This window comes from Streptomyces sp. NPDC006450 (assembly GCF_040612195.1).
Classification (GTDB): Bacteria; Actinomycetota; Actinomycetes; order Streptomycetales; family Streptomycetaceae; genus Streptomyces.
Map to the genome: position 1 here is coordinate 1 of NZ_JBEXPT010000034.1, position 23,304 is coordinate 23,304.

Genomic DNA, 23,304 nt, shown 5'->3' on the forward strand with positions numbered 1-23,304 from the left:
TCCTCCCAACTCCTTAATCCCCCCCCGCGGTCCTGTCCGCGGGGCCGGGGAACCGCCCGGCGGGTGGCCGGCCGCCCCCCGGCCCGGTGCCGATTCGTCCGAACGGGTGAGGCGCGTTACTTCTTGCCGCCGCCGAGGATCTGGCCGAGGAGGTCGCCGAGGCTGCCGCCGGACGCCGGAGCTGCGCCCGCGGGGGCCGTGCCCGCCGCACCCGGTACCGCTCCCGGTGCCGCTCCCGGTACCGCTCCCGGCGACGGGATCGGGGACTCGCCGCCGGCCGCCGTCGGGGCCGGACCGCCGCCCTTCCCGGAGGCCGCGCGCTTGGCGAAGACCGCCAGCAGGACCGGGATCAGCAGCTCGATGACCCGGGCGATGGTGGGCGCGGGGATGCCGGTCTTCTTCGAGACGGCATTGGCCACGGGCTTGCTCACCTTGGCGAGCACCCCGGCCATCATCCCGCCGCTGAGCATGCCGCCCAGGCCGCCGCCGAGGGTGGCCACGCCTTCCAGCGGAGGCTGGGTGACCTCGGCGAAGGCCTGGCGGACCTCGTTGCCGTCGTCGTCATCGGCGTCGGCCTTCTGCTGGAGGTCGCCGGTCATCGCCCCGACCGTGGCCGTGACGGTGTCACGGGCGCCGTTCGTGTCGGTGCCGAGGAGGCCGGCGATCTCGGTCAGCCGGTCGTCGCCGAGTTCGGTCAGCACGTCGTCCTGGAAGGAAGGTTCGCTCATGCCGGAAACGCTACTTCTGTGGTGATTGGGCGGCACCTCGGATGGCGTCCTGAACCCCCTCAGGTAATGGAAAGGTAAAGTTCCGGATTCCCGTGCAACCACGGACAGGGGTCGCGGGTCGTATGGTGCGTCGGGACTTCCGGGGGGGATCCGGGGGGATCGGGAAGTCCGACGAGGGAGGGGTAACCGTGAGGGGGTCCGGCCGAAAGGCGGGACCCCCTTTTGGCCGCCCGACCCGCTTTTTCCACAGGCCCGGCGGACCTGTCGCACCCGGGCTGTAGCTTCGGGCCATGACGACGAACGCGGCCGTGGCACCGGCGGTGGTCGAAGGGGTGCTGGAGCGCATCACCTACGCCAACGAGGAGAGCGGATACACGGTCGCCCGGGTGGACACCGGCCGCGGCGCCGGCGACCTGCTCACGGTCGTCGGCTCCCTCCTCGGGGCCCAGCCGGGTGAGTCGCTGCGCATGGAGGGCCGTTGGGGCGCCCACCCCCAGTACGGCCGGCAGTTCACCGTGGAGAACTACACGACGCTGCTGCCCGCGACCATCCAGGGCATCCGGCGCTATCTCGGCTCCGGCCTGATCAAGGGCATCGGCCCGAAGATCGCCGACCGGATCGTGGAGCACTTCGGCCTCGACACCCTCGACGTCATCGAGGAGCAGCCGAAGCGGCTGATCGAAGTGCCCGGCCTCGGCCCCAAGCGCACCAGGCTGATCGGCGCCGCCTGGGAGGAGCAGAAGGCCATCAAGGAGGTCATGGTCTTCCTCCAGGGGGTCGGCGTCTCCACCTCCATCGCCGTGCGCATCTACAAGAAGTACGCCGACGCCTCCATCTCCGTGGTGAAGAACCAGCCGTACCGGCTCGCCGCCGACGTCTGGGGCATCGGCTTCCTCACCGCCGACCGCATCGCGCAGGCCGTCGGGATCCCGCACGACAGTCCGGAGCGGGTCAAGGCCGGGCTCCAGTACGCCCTGTCCCAGTCCTCCGACCAGGGGCACTGCTTCCTGCCGGAGGACCGGCTCATCGCCGACGGGGTCAAGCTCCTCCAGGTGGACACCGGGCTGGTCATCGACTGCCTGGCCGAGCTCGCCGCCGATCCGGAAGGGGTCGTACGGGAATCCGTGCCGGACCCGCAGGGCGGCCCGGACCCCCTGACCGCCGTGTACCTGGTGCCGTTCCACCGCGCCGAGCTGTCCCTCGTCGGTCAGGTACGCCGCCTCCTGACCGCGCGGGAGGACCGGCTGCCCGCCTTCCAGGACGTGGACTGGGACAAGGCCCTGGGCTGGCTCGCCGGCCGGACCGGAGCCACGCTGGCCCCCGCGCAGCGGGACGCGGTCCGGCTCGCCCTCACCCGCCGGGTCGCGGTCCTCACCGGCGGGCCGGGCTGCGGGAAGTCCTTCACCGTCCGCTCGATCGTGGAGCTGGCCCGGGCCAAGAAGGCCAAGGTCGTCCTCGCCGCCCCCACCGGCCGGGCGGCGAAGCGTCTGGCGGAGCTCACCGGGGCCGAGGCCTCCACCGTGCACCGGCTCCTGGAGCTCAAACCGGGCGGGGACGCGGCGTACGACCGGGAGCGGCCGCTCGACGCGGACCTGGTCGTCGTGGACGAGGCCTCCATGCTCGACCTGCTGCTGGCGAACAAGCTGGTCAAGGCCGTGGCACCCGGTGCCCACCTGCTGCTGGTCGGGGACGTGGACCAGTTGCCCTCGGTCGGGGCGGGCGAAGTGCTGCGCGATCTGCTCGCCGAGGGCGGGCCGGTTCCGGCCGTCCGGCTGACCACCATCTTCCGCCAGGCCCAGCAGTCCGGGGTGGTCACCAACGCCCACCGGATCAACACCGGCCTGCCGCCCATCACCGACGGGCTGCCCGACTTCTTCCTCTTCCCCGAGGAGGACACCGAGGAGGCCGGAAAGCTCGCCGTCGACGTCGCCGCACGTCGTATTCCGGCCAGATTCGGCCTCGACCCCAGGCGGGACATCCAGGTCCTCGCCCCCATGCACCGCGGCCCGGCCGGCGCCGGAAACCTCAACGCCCTGCTCCAGCAGGCCATCACCCCGGCCCGGCCGGGCCTGCCCGAGAAGCGGTTCGGCGGCCGCGTCTTCCGGGTCGGCGACAAGGTCACGCAGATCCGCAACAACTACGACAAGGGTGCCAACGGGGTCTTCAACGGCACGGTCGGCGTGGTCACCGGCCTTGACCTGGAGGAACAGCGGTTGACAGTGCGCACGGACGAAGACGAGGAAGTGGCCTACGAGTTCGCGGAACTCGACGAGCTGGCCCACGCGTACGCCGTCACCATCCACCGCTCCCAGGGGAGTGAATATCCGGCGGTCGTGATCCCGGTCACCACCGGTGCTTGGATGATGCTCCAGCGGAATCTGCTCTACACGGCGGTCACCCGGGCGAAGAAACTGGTCGTCCTGGTCGGGTCCCGCAAGGCCCTGGGGCAGGCGGTGCGTACCGTTTCCGCAGGCAGGAGGTACACCGCCGTCGCGCCCAGGCTGTCCGGCCGCATACCGGTGGGAAACATCACCTAGATGATCGATCATTTGGGGTTCCTACAACGGTTGTGGAGGGGGCAGGATGTGCAGGCTGGCGGCACTGAGTGCCGTCGAAAACACCAAAGCTCGACCCCGAGTGCACTCACCTGCGCCAAATGGGGGAAGGTAGAGGCAGTCAGGGCACCTCGAAGAAGAGGCACTACGTCGGTGAGGGATGACGTGAGCGACAACTCTGTAGTACTGCGGTACGCGGACGGTGAATACACCTACCCGGTGGTCGAGAGCACCGTCGGTGACCAGGGCTTCGACATCTCGAAGCTCAGGGCTCAGACCGGGCTGGTCACCCTGGACAGCGGCTACGGAAACACCGCCGCCTATAAGTCCGCCATTACTTATCTCGACGGTGAGCAGGGCATCCTGCGCTACCGCGGTTACCCGATCGAGCAGCTGGCGGAGCGCTCGACCTTCATCGAGGTCGCCTACCTGCTGATCAACGGGGAGCTGCCGACCGTCGACCAGCTCGCGTCGTTCCGCAACGAGATCACCCAGCACACGCTGCTGCACGAGGACGTCAAGCGTTTCTACGACGGCTTCCCGCGCGACGCGCACCCGATGGCGATGCTGTCCTCCGTGGTCAGCGCGCTGTCGACGTTCTACCAGGACAGCCACAACCCGTTCGACGAGAAGCAGCGCAACCTCTCGACGATCCGGCTGCTGGCCAAGCTCCCGACGATCGCGGCCTACGCGTACAAGAAGTCGGTCGGCCACCCGGTGGTCTACCCGCGCAACGACCTCGGCTACGTCGAGAACTTCCTGCGCATGACCTTCTCCGTGCCGGCCCAGGAGTACGACCTGGACCCGGTCGTGGTCGCCGCGCTCGACAAGCTGCTGATCCTGCACGCGGACCACGAGCAGAACTGCTCGACCTCCACCGTGCGTCTGGTCGGCTCCTCGCAGGCGAACATGTTCGCCTCGATCTCCGCCGGCATCTCGGCCCTGTGGGGTCCGCTGCACGGTGGCGCCAACCAGTCGGTTCTGGAGATGCTCGAGGGCATCAAGAACGACGGCGGCGACGTCGACGCCTTCATCCGCAAGGTGAAGAACAAGGAGGACGGCGTCCGCCTGATGGGCTTCGGGCACCGCGTCTACAAGAGCTTCGACCCCCGGGCGAAGATCATCAAGGCGGCGGCGCACGATGTCCTCTCGGCGCTCGGCAAGGACGACGAGCTCCTCGACATCGCCCTGAAGCTGGAAGAGCACGCGCTGGCCGACGAGTACTTCGTCGAGCGCAACCTCTACCCGAACGTGGACTTCTACACCGGCCTGATCTACCGGGCCATGGGCTTCCCGACCGAGATGTTCACCGTGCTCTTCGCGATCGGCCGGCTGCCCGGCTGGATCGCCCAGTGGCACGAGATGATCAAGGAGCCCGGCTCCCGCATCGGCCGCCCGCGCCAGATCTACACCGGCGAGGTCCTGCGCGACTTCGTTCCGGTCGAGTCCCGCTGACCCGAGGGCCGAGCCGCAGTACCCGCAGGACTCGTAAGACGCGCAGTACAGGAAAAGCGCCCCGCCATCGATCCCCCCACGGGTCGAAGGTCGGGGCGCTTTCCTTACCCCGGAACGGATTCCCCCCACGGGACCCGGACCGGGTGTCTGCGTGCCGGAGAATTGTGTAGTCGTCCCAACACGTTTCCGGCATCGCCCCATTAGACCCGTGGGCCTGCCCGATGGTTACGTTGGGGTCGCTGTGATCTGCGTCTCGTGTGAAGGGTCTGTGCGCGAGACGTGAAGGGTGATCACTAGCGGAAGGAGCGCAGCCGCAGGCTGTTGGTGACCACGAAGACCGAGGAGAAGGCCATCGCGGCCCCCGCGATCATCGGGTTGAGCAGTCCGGCGGCAGCCAGCGGCAGCGCCGCGACGTTGTAGCCGAAGGCCCAGAAGAGGTTGCCCTTGATGGTGGCCAGGGTCCGGCGCGAGAGCCGGATCGCGTCCGCCGCGACCCGCAAGTCGCCCCGTACGAGGGTCAGATCGCTCGCCTCGATCGCCGCGTCGGTGCCGGTGCCCATGGCCAGGCCCAGGTCGGCCTGGGCCAGTGCGGCCGCGTCGTTGACCCCGTCGCCGACCATGGCGACCGTACGGCCCTGCGCCTGCAGCCTGCGTACGACGTCCACCTTGTCCTGCGGGAGGACCTCGGCGATGACCTCCTCGATGCCCACCGCGCGGGCCACCGTCTCCGCGACGGCCTTGTTGTCGCCGGTCAGCAGGACCGGGGTCAGCCCCAGGGCCCGCAGCCGGGACACGGCCTCGGCGCTGGTCTCCTTGACCGCGTCGGCGACGGTCAGGACCCCGCGGGCCTCCCCGTCCCAGGCGACCAGGACGGCGGTGGAGCCCTCGGCCTCGGCGGCGGCCTTGGCCTCGGCGAGGGCGGCGGGCAGTGTGATCGACCATGCGGCGAGCAGCTTCTCGCGGCCCACCAGGACGGCGTGTCCGTCGACCAGGCCCTGGACTCCGAGGCCGCCGTGGTTCTCGAAGCCCTCCGGGACGGACAGGCCTGCGGTGAGGTCCGCGGCCGCCGTGGCGATGGCACGGGCGATCGGGTGCTCGGAGGCGTGCTCCAGCGAACCGGCCAGGCGCAGCAGTTCGTCCGGGTCCACGCCCTCGGCGGGGTGGGTGCCGGTCAGGGTCATCCGGCCGGTGGTCACGGTGCCGGTCTTGTCCAGGACGACGGTGTCCACGCGGCGGGTGGACTCCAGTACCTCGGGGCCCTTGATCAGGATGCCGAGCTGCGCGCCCCGGCCGGTGCCGACCATCAGTGCGGTCGGGGTGGCCAGGCCCAGGGCGCACGGGCAGGCGATGATCAGGACAGCCACGGCGGCGGTGAAGGCGGCCGTCGGGTTGTCGGTGATCAGCAGCCAGGTGACCCAGGTGCCGAGGGCCAGTGCGAGCACGATCGGGACGAAGACCCCGGAGATCCGGTCGGCGAGGCGCTGCACCTCGGCCTTGCCGTTCTGCGCGTCCTCGACCAGCTTGGCCATCCGGGCGAGCTGGGTGTCCGAGCCGACGCGGGTGGCCTCGACGACGAGGCGGCCCGAGGTGTTGACGGTGGCTCCGGTGACGGCGTCGCCCACGGTGACCTCGACCGGGACCGATTCACCGGTCAGCATGGCGGCGTCCACGGCGGAGCTGCCCTCGATGACCGTGCCGTCGGTGGCGATCTTCTCGCCGGGCCGGACGAGGAAGCGGTCGCCCACCACGAGCGCGCTCACGGGGATGCGCACCTCGGTCCCGCCGCGCAGGACGGCCACGTCCTTGGCGCCGAGCTGCATGAGGGCCTTGAGGGCCGCGCCGGCCTTCCGCTTCGAGCGGGCCTCCAGGTACCGGCCGAGCAGGATGAAGCTGACGACTCCGGCCGCCACTTCCAGGTAGATCGCCGAGGAGCCGTCCGTACGGCTGACCGAGAAGTCGAAGCCGTGGCGCATGCCGGGCATTCCGGCGTGACCGAAGAACAGGGCCCACAGCGACCAGGCGAAGGCGGCCAGCGTGCCCACCGAGACCAGGGTGTCCATGGTCGCGGCGCCGTGCCGGGCGTTGGTCCAGGCGGCCTGGTGGAAGGGGAGGGCGCCCCAGACGACGACGGGGGCGGCGAGGGTCAGCGAGAGCCACTGCCAGTTGTCGAACTGGAGGGACGGGACCATCGCGAGCAGGACGACGGGCAGGGAGAGCGCCACGGAGACCAGGAGGCGCTGGCGCAGCGCGCCCAGTTCGGGGTCGCGGGCTTCCTGCGGCGCGGCGTCCCGGGCCTCGGTGCCGGGCCCGGGCTCCGGCTCCGGCGGCGGGGGTTCCTCCGCGGTGTAGCCGGTCTTGACGACCGTCGCGATGAGGTCGGCGACCTGCACGTCGGAGCCGTAGGAGACCTTGGCCTTCTCGGTGGCGTAGTTCACCGAGGCGGTGACCCCGTCCATCCGGTTCAGCTTCTTCTCGATGCGGGCCGCGCAGGAGGCGCAGGTCATCCCGCCGATGGTCAGCTCGACCTCGGCCGTGGCCTCCGCGGCGCCGGTCGCGCCGGCCGCCGCTATGGGTCCGTCGTGCACTGTGCTGCTGCTCATGATCCGGGCTCCCCGCCGAGGTAGGGGTTGGGCCGGGCCGTACGGAACCAGTATGAGCTGGCCGGTACGGCCCGGCGGGGCTGTGCCGAAGAGATGTGTGCCGAAGCGTCGCGTGCCGGAGGCAGGGTGCTCAGGCCTGGCCGGCGAACTCGTAGCCGGCCTCGTCGACGGCGGCGCGCACGGCGGCCTCGTCGAGCGGGGCGGCCGAGACCACGGTGACCTCGCCGGTCGCGGCGACGGCCTTGACCGAGGTGACGCCCGCCAGGGCGGAGAGCTCGGTGGTCACCGCGCCCTCGCAGTGGCCGCAGGTCATGCCGGTCACCCGGTAGACGGTGGTGATCTGGGTGTCCGTGTCGGCGCTCATGTCGTTCTCCTCTTCAAAGGCGTTTCCGGGCGGCCGGAAGGCGGCGGATCGCTCGTGGAGAGGCCACCGTTCATCCCGACACTTCGAGACTATACCCCTAGGGGGTATCGACGCGAGCATCCGCCGAGATCTTTTGAGGTGGACAATCGGTGCGAACCATATGTAAATGGCACACATGGCGGACACGGGGACCACTCTCATCCTGATCATGTCGATCGCGGTGCTCGCGCCCCTGATGGCCTACGGGGTCGCGCGCTGGCTTCCCGTCCCGCTGGTGATCTTCGAGATCGCCCTGGGCGTCCTGGTGGGACCCGACGTCCTCGGCTGGGCCCACTCCACCGAGGTCGTCGACGTGCTCAGCGAGCTCGGCCTCGCGATGCTGATCTTCCTGGCCGGCTACGAGATCCAGTTCGCCCAGGTCAAGGGCGACACCCTGAAACGGTCGGTGTGGGCCTGGGTGGCCGCCCTCGCACTGGGGCTCGGACTCGGACTGCTGCTGTCGGGCGGCGGATTCGACAAGGGCGTCTACATCGGCACCGCGCTCACCAGTACCGCCCTCGGCACGATCCTGCCGGTCCTGCGGGACTCGGGGGACCTCCAGAGCCGGTTCGGCTCGGTGATGATGGCGATGGGCGCCGTCGGCGAGTTCGGGCCGATCATCGCGATGGCCCTGCTGCTCAGCGGGCGGGCGCCGGCGCAGTCGGCGGCGCTGCTGATCGGCTTCGCGGTGCTCACGGCCGGCGCCGTGTTCTGGGCGATGCGGCCCAAGCCGCCCTGGTTCGCCCGGGTCATCTCCAAGACCCTGCACAGCAGCGGGCAGTTCGCGGTGCGCCTGGTGGTGCTGATCCTCGTGGCGTTCCTGGCGCTGTCCGAGGTGCTCGGCCTCGACGTCCTCCTCGGCGCCTTCGCCGCCGGGCTCATCACCCGGCTCGTGCTGTACGGGGCCGCCCCGGAGAGCAGCGAGACCGTGCTGTCGAAGGTGGAGGCCATGGGCTTCGGCTTCCTGGTGCCGGTGTTCTTCGTGGTCACCGGGATCGAGTTCGACCTGGCCGCGCTGCTCGGCGGTGGGCGGGTGCTCCTGCTGCTTCCGGTGTTCCTGCTGCTCTTCCTCGTGGTGCGGGGGCTGCCGATGTGGCTGCTGGCCCCCCGGGACCTGGGGCGCCGGGACCGGTCGGCGCTGGTGCTGTTCGGCTCCACGGCGCTGCCGCTGGTGGTGGCGATCACCACCCTGGGCGTGCAGGAGGGGAAGCTGGGCTCGGGGGAGGCGGCGGCGCTGGTCGGGGCCGGGATGCTGTCCGTGCTGATCTTCCCGCTGGTCGGGCTGCGGTTGCGGGCGGGATCCGGCGACGGGCCCGGCGGGCCCGGGGGAGTCGCGGAGAGGATCAGCGAGGAGGTCGGCGAGGAGGAGGCGTGGTGATCATCGGGTCCAGGTAGCGGAACAGGACGGCCTTCAGCTCCGTGACGTACGCGGCCCGTTCCTCGCCCTCGCTGGCGAGGATCAGTTCGAGCGAGGCCTTGACGATCCCGAGCACCATGTGGGCGACGTGGTTGAGCTCGGCGGGGTTGGTGTCCGCGGTGGGGATGGCGCAGGCGCGCAGCACCTCCTCGACGCGGGCCAGCATGCCGACGTGCAGCTCGTCGTGTTCCTGGGCGATGCCGGGGACGCCGGAGCCGTGCATGAGCGCCCAGAAGGCGGGGTTCTCGCAGTTGAAGGCGATCACCGGATCCAGGACGGCGTCGAGCAGCTCGGGGAGCGGCCGGTCCAGGTTCTCGGGGAGGAAGGCCTGGCCGTGCGCCTCGTGGGCGCGCTGGAGGAGCTGTCCGCCCAGCTCGACGGCGATGGCCTCCTTGTTCGGGAAGAACTGGTAGAGCGTGCCCGGGGACACGCCGGCCTCGCGGGCGATGGCGTTGGTGCTGGCCGCCGCGTAGCCCGTACGGCAGAACACCCCGGCGGCGGCTGCCAGGAGTTGGGCGATGCGGCGCTCGCCGCGCGCCTGGCGGCGGCGGGGGGCGGATTCCGTCGCTGTTTTCAGCGCCGCCTCTGCGGTCGATTCACCCGCTTTGTCCGCCCTTTTGGTCCGAGATGTCTCCCGCATGTCCAATCCCTTGCTTCCCGTTGCTTCCCGTGGGTGATTGACAAACGCGAGAGGTCGCTCGCATTCTTGAGAAACGCGAGCGACTGCTCGTGTTTGCCAGTCTAAGTGGTCTGGCAACCACGGTGAAGGGGACACCGAGCCATGTCCGAAGTCAAGAATCCGCCGTCGCCTGGGGAGGGCGGCCGGTGGACCGGATTCGTCACCACACGGCCGAGGCTCTCGCTGCTGCTCGCCCTCGTGATCACGGCCCTGGCCGTCTTCGCCGGCACAGGCGTCGCCGACCGCCTGGGCAGTGGGGGCTGGGAGGATCCCGGTGCCAGCTCCACCTATGCCACCAAGGCGCTGGAGCGCGAGTTCCCCGGCTCCCAGCCCAATCTGCTGCTGCTCGTCGACGCCGGAGCCGCCGCCGGGACGGCCGGGGTGGACGACCCCGCCGTCGCCGCCGAGGCGGAGCGGCTGACGGCGCGGCTCGCCGCCGAGCAGGGGGTGACCGGTGTGGGTTCGTACTGGCGGACCGGGCTGCCCACCCTGCGCTCCGAGGACGGTCGGCAGGCCCTGATAGCCGCCCGGGTGCTGGGCGACGAGAAGGCGGCCAACGCCGTCCTGGACCGGATCGTCCCGAGCTACCGCGGCGAGCACGGACCGGTCAAGGTGTCCCTCGGCGGGCCGGCCGCCGTCCAGCGCGAGGTGACCTCCACCATCCAGGAGGACCTGCTGCTCGCCGAGCTGATCGCCCTGCCCGTGACGCTCGTCCTGCTCGTCCTCGTCTTCGGCAGCGCCGTAGCGGCCCTGCTGCCCCTCGGCGTCGGCATCGTCGCCATCATCGGAACCAATGCAGTGCTGCGGGGGCTCACCGAGATCACCGACGTCTCCGTCTTCGCGCAGAACCTGACCACCGCCCTCGGACTCGGACTCGCCGTCGACTACGCCCTGTTCATCGTGCGGAGGTTCCGTGAGGAGCTGGCCGCCGGGCGCGACCCGGTGGCGGCCGTCGGAGTCACCCTGCGCACCGCCGGCCGGACGGTCCTGTTCTCGGCGCTGACCGTGGCCGTCGCCCTCTCGGCCATGCTCTTCTTCCCGATGTACTTCCTGCGCTCCTTCGCCTACGCCGGAGTCGCGGTGGTCCTTCTCGCCGCGGCGGCCGCGCTCATCCTGCTGCCCGCAGCGCTGGTGCTGCTGGGGGAGCGGGTCAACTCCTTCGACCTGCGCCGGCTGTGGCGCCGGACCGGGACGGCCGGCAGCGACCCGGCCGGGGCCGGCGGTGGGGCCGGCGGTGGGCGGGGCTGGGCCCGGCTGACGGATCTGGTCATGCGCCGCGCCCCGGTGTTTGCCGTGGCCACCACGGCCGGACTGCTGCTCCTCGGACTGCCCTTCCTCGGCGTGAAGTTCGGCACCGTGGACGACCGGCAGCTGCCGGCGACCGCCGAATCGCACGTGGTGCAGCAGCACATCCGCGAAGGCTTCCCCGGCAGCCCCGGCGGAGCGCTGACCGTACTGGCCGAGGGGGCCTCCGGCGCCGCCGATCTCGACGCCTACAAGCAGCGGGTGGCGGCCCTGCCCGGGGTACTGGGAGTGGAGGGGCCGGTGGGTTCCGCCGCCGGTAGCGGATACGCCTACTTCTCGGTGCTCACCGAAGGCGAGGAGGTGGGACAGCAAGCCCAGGACCTGGTGGGCATGGTCAGGGCGGTGGACGCTCCCTTCGACACCGCCGTGACCGGACAGGCCGCGGTGCTCGTCGACGCCCGCGACGCCATAGCCGAGGAACTGCCCCTGGCCCTGGCCGTCGTGGTGCTGGCCACGCTGCTCCTGGTCTTCCTGCTCACCGGGAGCCTGCTGATACCCGTCCAGGCCGTGCTGCTCAACGCGCTGAGCCTGACCGCGATGTTCGGGGCGGTGGTGTGGGTGTTCCAGGAGGGCCACCTCTCCGGGCTACTCTCCTTCACCTCCACCGGAGACATCGAGACCACCCTGCCCGTGCTGATGTTCTGCATCGCCTTCGGGCTCTCCATGGACTACGGGGTGTTCCTCATATCCCGGATCAAGGAGGAGTACGACCGGACCGGGGACCACGAGGGGGCGGTGCGCGCCGGGCTGACCCGCACGGGCGGACTGATCACCGCGGCGGCCGTGATCCTGGCGGTCGTGATGGTCGCCATCGGCAGCTCGCGGGTGACCAACACCAAGATGCTCGGCCTGGGAATCGCACTGGCCGTGCTGATGGACGCGATGGTCGTGCGGAGCCTGCTCGTGCCGGCGGTGATGAAGCTGACCGGGAAGGCCACCTGGTGGGCGCCGGCGCCGCTGCGCAGGCTGCACGAACGCTTCGGGCTGAGCGAGGGGGAGCCGGCGCCGGCCGCCGAGCGGCCCGAGCCCGAGCCGGTGCCCGCCGGGAGCCGCTAGCGGACGGGGCCCGGAAGGGTCCCGTCCCTGGACCGGACGTCGTGTCAGTCCTCGCGGCGTCCGCGGTTGCCGGGCCGACGCGCCACCCAGGCGCGGATGGTGTCGGCGTACCAGTAGGGCTTTCCGCCCTCCACGTGGTCGGGTGCGGGCAGCAGCCCGTGCTTGCGGTAGGAGCGCACCGTGTCCGGCTGGACCCGGATGTGGGCCGCGATCTCCTTGTACGACCACAGCTGCCGGTCGCTCATCCTCGACACCTCCTTGTCCACGCCGCAGGGCCGGCCGGGAGGCCGTCGGGGGAGCCGGCGCGTGGACACTGACGATCACTCAGGTTGTGCCCGGGGAAACGACACAGGGTGAGGTCAGGGGAGGGGCTGTCGTCCGGCTGTGACGGAAGACCCGCGTAACGCGGACATGCGTGACACGCCGGCGACCCCCGTGACACAGGTGGCACACAGGCGCAGGCGGCACCCAGGTTGCGCCCCGTCACATCGGCAGGGAGAACAGCCGTACCGGTCCCGAGGGCCAGATCGCGTCATCGTGCAGGGGGGTCACCATGGTGCGGAGCGGCATGGCGGCCAAGCGGTCTCCGGGTTGTTCGACGAGGACGGCCTCGTCGAGGAGGTGCCATCCGAGGCGCTCGTACAGAGGCACGAGCGGCGGTCGGCAGAACAGGAGCGCGTGCCGCGGACCCATCGTGCGCGCGTGGTCGAGTGCGGCAGCCAGGACGAGGCGCGCCAGCCCGCGACCTCGTACGTCGGGTGCGACGGCCACTCCTCCGACGCCCACCACCTCCGTCCCGGCGGTGCCGATCGCAACGGGCAGCCGTAGCAGGCCCGCGTGTGCCAGCAGCCGGTCGCCGTAGACGACGCCGAAGTGTTCCTCCTTGGGCAGCCAGGTCAAGCCGGCCGCGCCCACACCGAAGGGGTCGGCGCCGCCGCCGAGGATCTCGTCCTGCTCCGCCTTCGTGTACAGGGGGAGCCGCATCGCGACCGGGGCCGCGGAGGAAGGTATCTCAGGCATTCCCCCATGATGCCCTCGTCGTCCGGGGACCGGCCGCGGGGCGCGTCCTGAGGCCGGGGCGGCCGGATCAGCGGTACAGGGACGGGCGTTGGGCCAGCTCCACCTGGGTCCGTACGCCGCTGCGGGCCGCGGCGAGGCCCGCCTCGGAGACCGCCGCCGCCGCGTAGCCGTCCCACGCGTCGGGACCGTCCACCCGGCCCAGCGCGGCGGCGGCGACCCAGCGGCGGAGCTGGCGGTCGTAGGCGTCGGCGAACCGCACCGTGAAGTCCTGGTCGACCTCCCCGCCCCAACGGCCCGCCGACTGGACGACCATCGCGTGGCCGTCGCCGATCCGGGCGGTACCGGACTCGCCGACCGCCTCGCACTGCACCTGGTAGCCGAAGCCGCAGTTGACGAAGATCTCCACGTCCACGACGGCCCCGCCGGAGGTCTCCATGACCACGAACCGGGGATCGCGCAGCCCCTCGCGGGCGGCCGAGGTGGGCGTAGGGGAGAGCACGGTCACGGCGGTGATCTCCTGGCCCAGCAGCCAGCGGGCCGCGTCCACCTCGTGCACCACCGAATCGCTGATCAGCATGTCGCTGGTGAAGAAGGACGGCGAGGCGGCGTTGCGGTGCCGGCAGTGCAGGAAGAGCGGCCGCCCGATGCCGCCCGCGTCGAGCAGCTCCTTCAGCCTCGCGTACTCGGCGTCGTAGCGCCGCATGAAGCCGACCTGGACGAGCCGGCGGCCCAGCCGCGCCTCCGCCTCCATGATCCGCAGGGCGCCCGCCGGATCGGGGGTCAGCGGCTTCTCGCACAGCACCGGCAGCCCCCGCTCCAGCGCGTTCAGGATCGCTTCCTCGTGGGCGGGCCCGGGCGAGGCGATCAGTACGGCGTCCACCCCGGACACCGCTATCGCGGCCGCCGGATCGGTGTGCGCGCTCGCCCCCTCCAGCCCGGCCGCGACCTCCTTGACGCGGTCACCGTCCGGGTCGGCCACGGCCACCACCCGGGCCCCGCCGACCGTCCGGCCGAAGCGGCGGACGTGGTCGGAGCCCATCTTCCCGGTACCGATGACGGCGATGCCGAGCGTGCTGGTCATGTCGTGTTCCTCCACGAGGGTGCGTAAGGCCGGGGTATTCGGTTCAGCGGGCGCCGCAGGAGCGCAGGTGGGCGCGGGTGCGGCGGGCGATCGGCAGCGGCCGGTCGGGCGGGCACGGGTACATGTCCTGCTCCACGATGGCGAACAGGTCCACGCCGAGCCGCTCGGCGGAGGCCAGCACCGGTCCCAGCGCGGGTACCCCCGTCGGAGGCTCGCACATCACCCCGCGGGCCACGGCCGGCCCGAAGGGGACCTGGTCCCGGACGACTTCGGCGAGGATCCGCGGATCGACCTGCTTGAGGTGGAGGTAGCCGATCCGCTCGCCGAAGGTCTCGATCGCCCGGACGCTGTCCCCGCCGCAGTACGCGTAGTGCCCGGTGTCCAGGCAGAGCGAGACCAGCGCCGGGTCGGTGGCGTCGAGGAAGCGCGCCACGTTCTCGGGGGTGTCGATGTGCGTGTCCGCGTGCGGGTGGACGACGATCCGCAACCCGTACTCGTCCTGGACCTGCTTCCCCAGCCGCTCGGTCTGCGTGGTCAGTTCGCGCCAGCCCCCGGGGGTGAGGGTGCGGTCCTCCAGCACCTCGCCGGTCTTGTCGTCCCGCCAGAAGGAGGGGATCACGACGAGGTGCTCCGCGCCCATGGCCCGGGTGAGTTCCGCGATCCGCGACACGTGCTCCCAGGTGTCCTCCCACACGGCGGGCCCGTGATGGAGTCCGGTGAAGACGGTTCCCGCGGAGACCCGCAGGCCGCGCGCCCCGACCTCGGCGGCGAGCCGGACGGGATCGGTGGGGAGATAGCCGTAGGGGCCGAGCTCGATCCACTCGTACCCGGCTTCGGCGACCTCGTCGAGGAACCGCTCCCACGGGGTCTGCCGGGGGTCGTCGGGGAACCAGACCCCCCAGGAGTCCGGAGCCGAACCGACGCGGATACGGGTCAACGCGGGCGGTGAGGACGTCATACGGCCACCTTAGGGTGCGAGGCTCTTGGGTACGGGGAGCACTCGGTCGGGAGGAATGGTGTGGTGATGGCTGCGGATCCGTTGGCGTTCGACCTGATCACGATGGGGCGGATCGGGGTGGATCTCTACCCCCTGAAGACGGGCGTACCGCTCGCCGAGGCGGACACCTTCGGGAAGTTCCTGGGCGGTTCCCCGACCAACGTCGCCGTCGCGGCGGCCCGGCTGGGACGGCGGACGGCGGTCATCACCCGGACCGGCGCGGACCCCTTCGGCGCCTATCTCCGGTCGGAACTGCGCCGGTTCGGGGTGGACGACCGGTGGGCCGGGGAGGTGGCGGCCCTTCCGACGCCGCTGACCTTCTGCGAGATCTTCCCGCCCGACGATTTCCCGCTGTACTTCTACCGGTACCCGAAGGCACCCGACCTGGAGATCGCCGCGGACGAGCTCGACCTCGACGCGGTGCGGGCGGCGCGGGTGTTCTGGATGACCGGCACGGGGCTCAGCGCGGAGCCGAGCCGGACGGCCACCCTGGCCGCGCTGGAGGCACGCGCGAAGGCCGGGCTCACGGTCTTCGACCTGGACTGGCGACCCATGCTGTGGCCCTCCGGGGCCGGGGCCGGGGACGGGCCCGCCGGGCCCGGGGAGTGGTACCGCCGGGCGCTGTCCCTCGCCACGGTGGCCGTGGGCAACGCCGAGGAGTGCGCGATCGCCACCGGCGAGACCGAGCCGTACGCGGCCGCACGCGCCCTGCTCGGGGCCGGAGTCGAGCTCGCGGTGGTCAAGCGGGGCCCGGCGGGGGTCCTCGCCGTCCACCGCGACGGGACGGTGGCGGAGCTCCCCCCGGTACCGGTGACGGTCGTCAACGGCCTGGGCGCGGGGGACGCCTTCGGCGGAGCCCTGTGCCACGGGCTGCTCGCGGGGTGGGACCTGAAGAGGGTGATCGGCTACGCGAACGCGGCCGGGGCGATCGTGGCCTCACGACTGGCGTGCTCGACGGCGATGCCGTTCGCGGAGGAAGTGGAGGAGGTGCTCGGTCGTGCCGATGGTGTCTGAGTGGGCGATGGACTGGACGAGGCTGCTCGTGCTCGACCTCTCGCCGGGGGAGGTGTACCCGCACGCGTGCGGGGAGTCGGAATGGATCGTCCTCCCCCTCGCAGGCGGCTGCGAGGTCCGCTGCGCGGAGCCTTCCCCCACCCCGCCCCTTCCCGAAACCGGGGACGCAGCCCCCGGCCCCCCGTTCCGGGGCTCCGCCCCGGACCCCGCGCCTCGAACGCCGGCGGGGCTGAGATCGCCCAGCGGGCCATCCCACCCCGCCACTGCGCACGCCCAGGCCGGCGCCGGCCACAATCCAGCCCCTCCGGCGTTCGAGGAGCGGGGCCCGGGGCAGCGCCCCGGGAGCGGGCCGCAGGTCTTCCGACTGCGGGGGCGGCGCGGGGTGTTCGACGGCCCCTCCGACTTCGCCTACCTCCCCCGGGAGGGGGTCGCAGAGATCCGGTCGGGCGCAGGCGGCCGGTTCGCCCTCGTCGGCGCCCGCTGCGAGAAGCGCCTCCCCGCCCGGTACGGGCCCGCCGCCGAGGTCCCCGTAGAACTCCGCGGCGCCGCCCAGTGCTCCCGCCAGGTCAACAACTTCGCCGCCGCCGGAGTCTTCGCATGCGACCGGCTCATCGCCGTGGAGGTGCTCACCCCCGGCGGCAACTGGTCCTCGTACCCGCCCCACAAGCACGACGAGCACCACCCCGGCGTGGAATCCCGGCTGGAGGAGATCTACTACTACGAGATCGCCCCGCACGGGGACACGCCCGGCCTCGGCTATCAGCGTGTCAGCCCGTCCCCGGCGGGGAAGACCGACATCCTCACCGAGGTGAGGACCGGTGACGCGGTCCTCATCCCGGACGGCTGGCACGGTCCCTCCATCGCCGTGCCCGGCCACGACATGTACTACCTCAACGTCATGGCGGGACCCGGCGCGACCCGGGAGTGGCTCATCCGGGACCACCCCGACCACGGGTGGATCCGCTCCACCTGGACCGACCAGGACATCGACCCCCGGCTGCCCTTCCCCCACCGAGCGGAGGACCCCGCATGACGCACACCGTCCGCCTCACCGTCGCGCAGGCCCTCGTCCGCTTCCTCTCCCGGCAGTACACCGAGCGCGACGGACGCCGGCACCGGCTGATCGCCGCCACCTGGGGGATCTTCGGGCACGGGAACGTCGCCGGGATCGGCCAGGCCCTGCTGGAGACCGGCCGGGAGGAGATGCCGTTCCTGCAGGGCCGCAACGAGCAGGCCATGGTGCACGCCGCCGTCGGGTACGCGCGCCAGAGCGGGCGGCTGTCCGCGCACGCCGTCACCACCTCCATCGGTCCGGGCGCCACCAACCTCGTCACCGGGGCCGCCCTCGCCACCATCAACCGGATCCCGGTGCTCCTGCTGCCCGGGGACGCCTTCGCGACCCGGCCCGCCGACCCCGTCCTCCAGCAGCTGGAGGTCCCCCATGCGGGTGATGTCTCCGTCAACGACACGCTGCGCCCCGTCTCCCGCCACTTCGACCGCATCACCCGTCCCGAAGCCCTGATCCCCGCCGCCCTGCAGGCCGTACGGGTCCTCACCGACCCGGTGAGCACCGGCGCGGTCACCCTCGCGCTGCCGCAGGACGTACAGGCCGAGGCGTACGACTGGCCGCAGGAGTTCTTCGCCGAGCGGGTGTGGGGCGTACGCCGGCCGCGGCCCGACCGGACCGAGCTGGCGGCGGCCGCCCGCGCCGTACGGGGCTCCGCGCGGCCGCTGATCATCGCCGGGGGCGGCATCCGGCACAGCGCGGCGGGCGCGGCGCTCGCGGAGTTCGCCGAGGCCACCGGCATCCCGGTGGCCTCCACGCAGGCGGGCAAGGGGGCCCTGCCGTGGGACCACCCCGCCGACGTGGGCGGGATCGGGCACACCGGCACGGCCACCGCCGACGCACTGGCCCGCGAAGCCGATCTGGTGATCGCCGCCGGGACCCGGCTCACCGACTTCACGACCGCCTCCGCGACGCTGTTCCAGGACCCCGGCGTGCGGTTCCTCGGGCTCAACCTCGACCCGTACGACGCCCACAAACTCGCGGCACTCCCCCTGGTCTGCGATGCGCGGGAGGGCCTGGAAGAACTCCGGGCCGAGGTCGCCGGGTACAGGGTGGACCCCCCGTACGAGGCGGCGTACAAAGAAGGGAAGAGGGCGTGGGAGCGGCTGGTCGACGGGGCCTACGCGGCTCCCGACGAGGACTCCGTCCCGACGCAGGCACAGGTGCTGGGTCTGCTGGACGGTCTCGTCGACGGTGACGACATCCTGATCAATGCCGCCGGTTCGCTCCCCGGGGACCTGCACAAGCTGTGGCGGGCCCGCTCCGCGGACCAGTACCACGTCGAATACGGGTACTCCTGCATGGGCTACGAGATCCCCGCCGCGATCGGCACCGCGCTGGCCGCCCCCGGCCGGCCGGTGTGGGCGCTGGTCGGCGACGGGACGTACCTGATGAACCCGACCGAGATCGTCACCGCCGTGCAGGAGGGGATCCCGGTCAGGCTGGTGATCCTCGACAACCACGGATACGCCTCGATCGGCGGCCTCTCCGACGCGGTGGGCGCCGAGGCATTCGCTACCGACTACCGCTTCCGGGCGGCGGACGGGTCGTACAGCGGTGCGCCGCTGCCGCTGGATCTGGCGGCCAACGCCGCCTCCCTGGGGATGGCCGTGATCCGCCCCCGCACCATCGGTGACCTGCGCAAAGCCCTCGCCGAGGCCCGGTCGGCGGACCGTCCCACATGTGTCTACGCACAGACCCGAACACCCGACACTGTGTCGGGCCCGCCCCCCGCACAGGCGTGGTGGGATGTCCCTGTGGCCGAGACCGCGACCCGTGCGTCGGCGGCCCAGGCCCGCGAAGAGTACGACCGGCAAGCCGCGCAGCGACGTCGCCATCTGTGAAGGAGTTAGGCATGAAGACCGTCAACCACTGGATCGGTGGCAAGACCGTCGAGGGCGCGTCGGGCAACTACGGCCCGGTCACCGACCCGGCCACCGGCGAGGTCACCACGCAGGTCGCCCTCGCGTCCGCCGACGAGGTCGACGCGGCCGTACAGGTCGCCAAGGAGGCGTTCCTGTCCTGGGGGCAGTCCTCGCTGGCCGCCCGCACCAAGGTGCTGTTCGCCTACCGCGCCCTGCTGGACGCCAACCGCGACGCGATCGCCGAGCTGATCGTCGCCGAGCACGGCAAGGTGCACTCCGACGCGCTGGGCGAGGTCGCCCGCGGTCTGGAGATCGTCGAGCTGGCCTGCGGGATCACCGTGCAGCTCAAGGGCGAGCTGTCCACCTCGGTGTCCAGCCGCGTGGACGTCTCCTCGATCCGCCAGCCGATCGGCGTGGTCGCGGGCATCACCCCGTTCAACTTCCCGGCGATGGTGCCGATGTGGATGTTCCCGCTGGCCGTGGCCTGCGGCAACACCTTCATCCTCAAGCCGAGCGAGAAGGACCCCTCGGCCTCCACGCTGCTGGCGCAGCTCGCGAGCCAGGCCGGCCTGCCGGCGGGCGTGCTGAACGTGGTCCACGGTGACAAGGTCGCCGTCGACGCGCTCCTCGCGCACCCCGACATCGCGGCCGTCTCCTTCGTCGGATCGACCCCGATCGCCCGCCACATCCACACCACCGCCTCCGCCAACGGCAAGCGCGTACAGGCCCTGGGCGGCGCCAAGAACCACATGCTGGTGCTGCCGGACGCCGACCTGGACGCCGCCGCCGACGCGGCGGTCTCGGCGGCCTACGGTTCGGCCGGTGAGCGCTGCATGGCGATCTCTGCGGTCGTGGCCGTCGGTTCCATCGGCGACACCCTCGTCGAGAAGATCCGCGAGCGCGCCGAGAAGATCAAGATCGGCCCCGGCAACGACCCGCTCTCGGAGATGGGCCCGCTGATCACTGCCGCCCACCGCGACAAGGTCGCCTCGTACGTGAAGGGCGCGGCCGCGCAGGGCGCCGACGTGGTCCTGGACGGCACGGGCTACACGGTGGAGGGCAAGGAGAACGGCCACTGGATCGGCCTCTCGCTCCTGGACAACGTCAAGACCGACTCCGACGCCTACCGCGACGAGATCTTCGGCCCGGTGCTGTGCGTGCTGCGCGTCGAGACCTACGAGGAGGGCGTGGCGCTCATGAACGCCTCGCCGTTCGGCAACGGCACCGCCATCTTCACCCGTGACGGCGGCGCCGCCCGCCGCTTCCAGCTGGAGATCGAGGCGGGCATGGTCGGCGTCAACGTGCCGATCCCGGTGCCGGTGGGCTACCACTCCTTCGGTGGCTGGAAGGACTCGCTCTTCGGCGACCACCACATCTACGGCAACGACGGCATCCACTTCTACACCCGGGGCAAGGTCGTCACGACCCGCTGGCCCGACCCGTCGGACGCCCCCGCCGGCGTGGACCTCGGGTTCCCGCGGAACCACTGACCGCCGGTCCCCTGCCGGAGCCCCGGCCGGGCGCACGCCTCGTAGGACCGCTCGCCCCCCGCAACCCTCACCGCGGGGGGCGAGCCCGTTCCCGGTCCGGTCCGGATCGGCACGGTCCGGACCAGCCCGGAGGGCGTCGGCTCAGAGCAGCGACCAGACGTCCGCCGCCGCCGTCCGGGACCAGACGGGGTCGCCGTGCCCGTAGCCCGGGACGACGGCGAAGCGGACCCGTCCGTTGCCGCCCGCCCGGATCAGCCGGGGGCCGCGCGCATGGTCGCCGCGGCCCAGCTCGGCGTTGATCCACACCACTTCGGCGGAGATCCGCTCCCAGTCGATCGCGTACGTCTTCTCGTCGCCCGCCCAGACCGCGGCCAGGTCCCGCATCAGGGCGGTCGGGACCAGCCCGCTGCCCAGGGAGCCGACGGCCGCGTGCCACGTGGCGAGCGGGGTGTGGGTGAGGTCGAAGCGGTCCTTGGCCGGGGTGGCCCCGAAGTCGTACGAGCCCGCGGCATGGCCCTGGGTGTAGATCCAGTTCGCCGGGCCGGGCAGCAGGGAGGTGCGGACCAGCGCGAAGTGGGCGAGCCCGGCGTTGGTGAAGCGGAGCGCGGGGTCCGGGGGCCAGGGGACCTCCGAGGGCCCCGCAGGGTCGGTGGCGGCCCGGGCGATCAGCGCCGTCAGCCCCGGGTCCGTCGCGTACGCGCCCTCCGCCAGCCGGTCCTCGTACGCGTCCCGGGTCTGGGCGGCCCGTACGGCCAGGTCGCCGGAGTAGGGGCCGGTCGTGTCCAGGGCCACCACCCGGGTCAGACGGGGCGAGTCGTCGTGTGCGGCCGCGTCCAGGGCGAGCAGGGCCCCGGCGGAGTGGCCGACGTACTGGTACGGCAGCCCGAGCGCGCCGTCCAGGGCCTCCACGACCGCCGCCAGATCCCGGCGGTGCGCCGCCAGCCCCCGGTCGGGGCCGATGTCGTCCGCGGTCGCGGCGTCCTCGCGCGGGGTGACGCCGACGACGAGCAGGCCCTCGCGGCGCAGCCGGTGGGCGAGGTTCAGGTCGGACGGGGTGAAGAAGCCGGAGCAGAAGCTCAGTCCGGCGCCCGGCAGGAGGTACGCGATCCCGCGCGGGGTCCGCCGGGTGTCCGCGACCACGTCCACCGTGACCGGGGCCGTGCCGCCGTCGTCGAGCGGGAGCGTGAGCCGGATCCAGCCGTCCCCCGGAACGTACACCGCGGTGCCGGTGCCCAGCGTGCGCTCGACGAGGGTCAGCAGCCCGACCCCCGTGTCGGCGGGATCCGCGGGCCGGCCCGCGGGGACGCTTCCCTGCGCGGGCCGGCCGGCCTCCGCTTCGCCGTGCTGTCGTGCCATGTGTGGTGCCTCCCGGCGCCTGCCCCTGCCCGGGGACGGCCGGATGCCGTCCCCCTGGGGACACCTTTGCCGATCAGCGCACTTCAGCCAAGTCCGGTGCCGTTTCCGGCTGTTCGGCAGCCGCCCGGCGGCGCCGGCGCAGGACCCGGGCGGCGATGGCGGCGCCGGCCAGCACCAGGAGGGCACCGAGTGCGGGCCACGGCACGGCAAGGAACTCCACGGTGGAGGAGGAGAGGAGGTCGGGGTAGGCCGAGGCGCCGGCGGTGATGTCGACGGTCACCCAGTCCGACTGGGGGGCGTCCGCCCACTCCTCCGTCAGCTCGATCCGCTGGCCCGGAAGCAGGACGAGCTTCAGCTCGCGGGCCGGCCGGTCGAGCACCCGGCGGCCGAACAGCCCCTCGGCGGAGACGGTCACCTTCGGCTCGACGACCACGTTGCCCCGGTTGACCAGGGAGTACGTGATCTTGGCGCGGGCATCCTTGACCCAGGGCAGCAGCGGCGCCTCCCGGCTGATCTTCACGTCCTCCACGCTCAGCCCCGGGGTCACCGGCCCGGGGACCCGGAAGTACAGCCGGGCGCCGACCTGGCGCTTCACCCCGACCTGGACCTTGCCCTCCTGCTGGATGCCCTCCACGGCGGTGTTGAGGGCGACGATCCCGCCCACGTGGTCACCGGGCGTCGCGTCCGCCGGAACCTTCACGGAGAACGGGAAGTCCTTGCGGCCCTTGGGCGGCACGGTGACGGTGGTCCGCGTCTCGGGAGGAAGCGCGACCCAAGTGCCCACGTCCTTGGGCTTCGTCTCCACCGGGAGCAGCGCGAAGCCGCCGCCCACCGGGGTGTTGACGGCGTCCGTGGCGAATATCTGGAACGTCAGCTCCTTGTCGGAGGAGTTCACGATCGTCGCGCTGTCGCTGACGGTGGTGCCGGCTTCGCCCTGGTGGAAGAAGTACGCGCGGTCGGTCATCGGCGCACCGGCCGGGGGTGTCGGGAAGACGCCCCAGGTGCCGTTGTCCGCGGCCGTCGCGGGGAGGGCCGGGAGCAGCAGGGCGGCGAGGCCGAGGAGCAGGCCGAGGAGGAGGGTGCGGGTGCGCATGGGCGGTTCTCCAGTCGGGCCGGACGGGGAGGGGGTGAGGCGGGGGATCGCTGGTGGAGGGGAGGTGCGCGGAAGGGTGGTGCGCGGAAGGGTGGTGCGCGGAAGGGTGGTGCGGCGCCGGAGC

18 protein-coding genes are annotated in these 23,304 nt (G+C 71.9%); 8 read left to right on the top strand and 10 right to left on the bottom strand.

Going from position 1 to position 23,304, the window contains the following annotated elements; all coding sequences use genetic code 11:
• Positions 1-116: 116 nt before the first annotated feature.
• Positions 117-728, bottom strand: a complete 612-nt coding sequence (locus ABZY57_RS13610; protein WP_356511399.1) for a DUF937 domain-containing protein — start codon at positions 726-728, stop codon at positions 117-119.
• A gap of 290 nt (positions 729-1,018) precedes the next feature.
• Here ABZY57_RS13610 and ABZY57_RS13615 point away from each other — a divergent pair, with 290 nt between their 5' ends.
• The gene (locus tag ABZY57_RS13615; protein WP_356511401.1) at positions 1,019-3,265 is read left to right on the top strand and encodes an ATP-dependent RecD-like DNA helicase; all 2,247 of its coding nucleotides are present in this window, start codon (positions 1,019-1,021) and stop codon (positions 3,263-3,265) included.
• A 183-nt stretch (positions 3,266-3,448) separates the two neighbouring features.
• Positions 3,449-4,738 carry a citrate synthase gene (locus tag ABZY57_RS13620; protein ID WP_243335006.1) on the top strand — a complete coding sequence of 430 codons (1,290 nt, stop codon included), beginning with the start codon at positions 3,449-3,451 and terminating at the stop codon, positions 4,736-4,738.
• A gap of 293 nt (positions 4,739-5,031) precedes the next feature.
• Here ABZY57_RS13620 and ABZY57_RS13625 read toward each other — a convergent pair whose 3' ends face one another.
• Complete coding sequence (locus tag ABZY57_RS13625; RefSeq protein WP_356511404.1) at positions 5,032-7,338, bottom strand: heavy metal translocating P-type ATPase; 2,307 nt, start codon at positions 7,336-7,338, stop codon at positions 5,032-5,034.
• A 130-nt stretch (positions 7,339-7,468) separates the two neighbouring features.
• On the bottom strand, positions 7,469-7,702 hold the full coding sequence (locus ABZY57_RS13630) for a heavy-metal-associated domain-containing protein (RefSeq protein WP_356511406.1): 234 nt from the start codon (positions 7,700-7,702) through the stop codon (positions 7,469-7,471).
• 175 nt (positions 7,703-7,877) lie between these two features.
• Here ABZY57_RS13630 and ABZY57_RS13635 point away from each other — a divergent pair, with 175 nt between their 5' ends.
• Positions 7,878-9,119, top strand: a complete 1,242-nt coding sequence (locus ABZY57_RS13635) for a cation:proton antiporter (protein WP_356511462.1) — start codon at positions 7,878-7,880, stop codon at positions 9,117-9,119.
• On the opposite strand, the gene ABZY57_RS13640 is transcribed toward ABZY57_RS13635, so the two are convergent.
• Positions 9,085-9,798 (bottom strand): TetR/AcrR family transcriptional regulator, encoded by a 714-nt coding sequence (locus tag ABZY57_RS13640; protein WP_356511408.1) that lies wholly within the window; start codon positions 9,796-9,798, stop codon positions 9,085-9,087. The genes ABZY57_RS13635 and ABZY57_RS13640 overlap by 35 nt on opposite strands.
• A 141-nt stretch (positions 9,799-9,939) precedes the next feature.
• Between ABZY57_RS13640 and ABZY57_RS13645 the strand changes: the two genes are divergently transcribed.
• Positions 9,940-12,198, top strand: coding sequence for an MMPL family transporter (locus tag ABZY57_RS13645; RefSeq protein WP_356511410.1), 2,259 nt, complete (start codon positions 9,940-9,942; stop codon positions 12,196-12,198).
• 44 nt (positions 12,199-12,242) lie between these two features.
• Here the strand turns inward: ABZY57_RS13645 and ABZY57_RS13650 are convergent, their stop codons facing one another.
• The 4 genes from ABZY57_RS13650 to ABZY57_RS13665 all read right to left on the bottom strand — a co-directional run bounded on the left by ABZY57_RS13650 (position 12,243) and on the right by ABZY57_RS13665 (position 15,257).
• Positions 12,243-12,443 (bottom strand): MerR family transcriptional regulator, encoded by a 201-nt coding sequence (locus tag ABZY57_RS13650; RefSeq protein ID WP_053674774.1) that lies wholly within the window; start codon positions 12,441-12,443, stop codon positions 12,243-12,245.
• A 238-nt stretch (positions 12,444-12,681) separates the two neighbouring features.
• Positions 12,682-13,218 carry a GNAT family N-acetyltransferase gene (locus ABZY57_RS13655; protein WP_356511411.1) on the bottom strand — a complete coding sequence of 179 codons (537 nt, stop codon included), beginning with the start codon at positions 13,216-13,218 and terminating at the stop codon, positions 12,682-12,684.
• A gap of 67 nt (positions 13,219-13,285) precedes the next feature.
• On the bottom strand, positions 13,286-14,299 hold the full coding sequence (locus ABZY57_RS13660; protein WP_356511413.1) for a Gfo/Idh/MocA family oxidoreductase: 1,014 nt from the start codon (positions 14,297-14,299) through the stop codon (positions 13,286-13,288).
• Positions 14,300-14,342: 43 nt separating this feature from the next.
• Positions 14,343-15,257, bottom strand: coding sequence for a sugar phosphate isomerase/epimerase (locus tag ABZY57_RS13665; protein WP_356511415.1), 915 nt, complete (start codon positions 15,255-15,257; stop codon positions 14,343-14,345).
• Between the two features lie 66 nt (positions 15,258-15,323).
• Between ABZY57_RS13665 and iolC the strand changes: the two genes are divergently transcribed.
• From iolC to ABZY57_RS13685, 4 genes are read left to right on the top strand one after another with little or no spacing between them, the layout of a single operon-like run.
• Positions 15,324-16,310 (top strand): 5-dehydro-2-deoxygluconokinase, encoded by a 987-nt coding sequence (gene iolC, locus ABZY57_RS13670; RefSeq protein WP_356511417.1) that lies wholly within the window; start codon positions 15,324-15,326, stop codon positions 16,308-16,310.
• A gap of 7 nt (positions 16,311-16,317) precedes the next feature.
• Positions 16,318-17,343 (top strand): 5-deoxy-glucuronate isomerase, encoded by a 1,026-nt coding sequence (iolB, locus tag ABZY57_RS13675; RefSeq protein ID WP_356511464.1) that lies wholly within the window; start codon positions 16,318-16,320, stop codon positions 17,341-17,343.
• Entirely contained in the window at positions 17,340-19,220 is a 1,881-nt protein-coding gene (gene iolD, locus ABZY57_RS13680) for a 3D-(3,5/4)-trihydroxycyclohexane-1,2-dione acylhydrolase (decyclizing) (protein ID WP_356511419.1), read from the top strand. The genes iolB and iolD overlap by 4 nt, the downstream gene beginning before the upstream one ends.
• Before the next feature lie 11 nt (positions 19,221-19,231).
• Positions 19,232-20,731 carry a CoA-acylating methylmalonate-semialdehyde dehydrogenase gene (locus ABZY57_RS13685; RefSeq protein ID WP_356511421.1) on the top strand — a complete coding sequence of 500 codons (1,500 nt, stop codon included), beginning with the start codon at positions 19,232-19,234 and terminating at the stop codon, positions 20,729-20,731.
• 141 nt (positions 20,732-20,872) lie between these two features.
• Here ABZY57_RS13685 and ABZY57_RS13690 read toward each other — a convergent pair whose 3' ends face one another.
• On the bottom strand, positions 20,873-22,087 hold the full coding sequence (locus ABZY57_RS13690; protein WP_356511423.1) for a hypothetical protein: 1,215 nt from the start codon (positions 22,085-22,087) through the stop codon (positions 20,873-20,875).
• 73 nt (positions 22,088-22,160) lie between these two features.
• A complete protein-coding gene (locus tag ABZY57_RS13695; RefSeq protein WP_356511425.1) occupies positions 22,161-23,180 on the bottom strand; it encodes a DUF916 domain-containing protein in 1,020 nt (339 codons plus the stop codon).
• Between the last annotated feature and the right edge of the window lie 124 nt (positions 23,181-23,304).

What these genes read in the sequence shown, in the direction of transcription:
- ABZY57_RS13610 (WP_356511399.1), bottom strand. Translation starts at nt 728, where the DNA reads ATGAGCGAACCTTCCTTCCAGGACGACGTGCTGACCGAACTCGGCGAC.
- ABZY57_RS13615 (WP_356511401.1), top strand. Translation starts at nt 1,019, where the DNA reads ATGACGACGAACGCGGCCGTGGCACCGGCGGTGGTCGAAGGGGTGCTG.
- ABZY57_RS13625 (WP_356511404.1), bottom strand. Translation starts at nt 7,338, where the DNA reads ATGAGCAGCAGCACAGTGCACGACGGACCCATAGCGGCGGCCGGCGCG.
- ABZY57_RS13630 (WP_356511406.1), bottom strand. Translation starts at nt 7,702, where the DNA reads ATGAGCGCCGACACGGACACCCAGATCACCACCGTCTACCGGGTGACC.
- ABZY57_RS13635 (WP_356511462.1), top strand. Translation starts at nt 7,878, where the DNA reads ATGGCGGACACGGGGACCACTCTCATCCTGATCATGTCGATCGCGGTG.
- ABZY57_RS13640 (WP_356511408.1), bottom strand. Translation starts at nt 9,798, where the DNA reads ATGCGGGAGACATCTCGGACCAAAAGGGCGGACAAAGCGGGTGAATCG.
- ABZY57_RS13645 (WP_356511410.1), top strand. Translation starts at nt 9,940, where the DNA reads ATGTCCGAAGTCAAGAATCCGCCGTCGCCTGGGGAGGGCGGCCGGTGG.
- ABZY57_RS13650 (WP_053674774.1), bottom strand. Translation starts at nt 12,443, where the DNA reads ATGAGCGACCGGCAGCTGTGGTCGTACAAGGAGATCGCGGCCCACATC.
- ABZY57_RS13655 (WP_356511411.1), bottom strand. Translation starts at nt 13,218, where the DNA reads ATGCCTGAGATACCTTCCTCCGCGGCCCCGGTCGCGATGCGGCTCCCC.
- ABZY57_RS13660 (WP_356511413.1), bottom strand. Translation starts at nt 14,299, where the DNA reads ATGACCAGCACGCTCGGCATCGCCGTCATCGGTACCGGGAAGATGGGC.
- ABZY57_RS13665 (WP_356511415.1), bottom strand. Translation starts at nt 15,257, where the DNA reads ATGACGTCCTCACCGCCCGCGTTGACCCGTATCCGCGTCGGTTCGGCT.
- iolC (WP_356511417.1), top strand. Translation starts at nt 15,324, where the DNA reads ATGGCTGCGGATCCGTTGGCGTTCGACCTGATCACGATGGGGCGGATC.
- iolB (WP_356511464.1), top strand. Translation starts at nt 16,318, where the DNA reads ATGGACTGGACGAGGCTGCTCGTGCTCGACCTCTCGCCGGGGGAGGTG.
- iolD (WP_356511419.1), top strand. Translation starts at nt 17,340, where the DNA reads ATGACGCACACCGTCCGCCTCACCGTCGCGCAGGCCCTCGTCCGCTTC.
- ABZY57_RS13685 (WP_356511421.1), top strand. Translation starts at nt 19,232, where the DNA reads ATGAAGACCGTCAACCACTGGATCGGTGGCAAGACCGTCGAGGGCGCG.
- ABZY57_RS13690 (WP_356511423.1), bottom strand. Translation starts at nt 22,087, where the DNA reads ATGGCACGACAGCACGGCGAAGCGGAGGCCGGCCGGCCCGCGCAGGGA.
- ABZY57_RS13695 (WP_356511425.1), bottom strand. Translation starts at nt 23,180, where the DNA reads ATGCGCACCCGCACCCTCCTCCTCGGCCTGCTCCTCGGCCTCGCCGCC.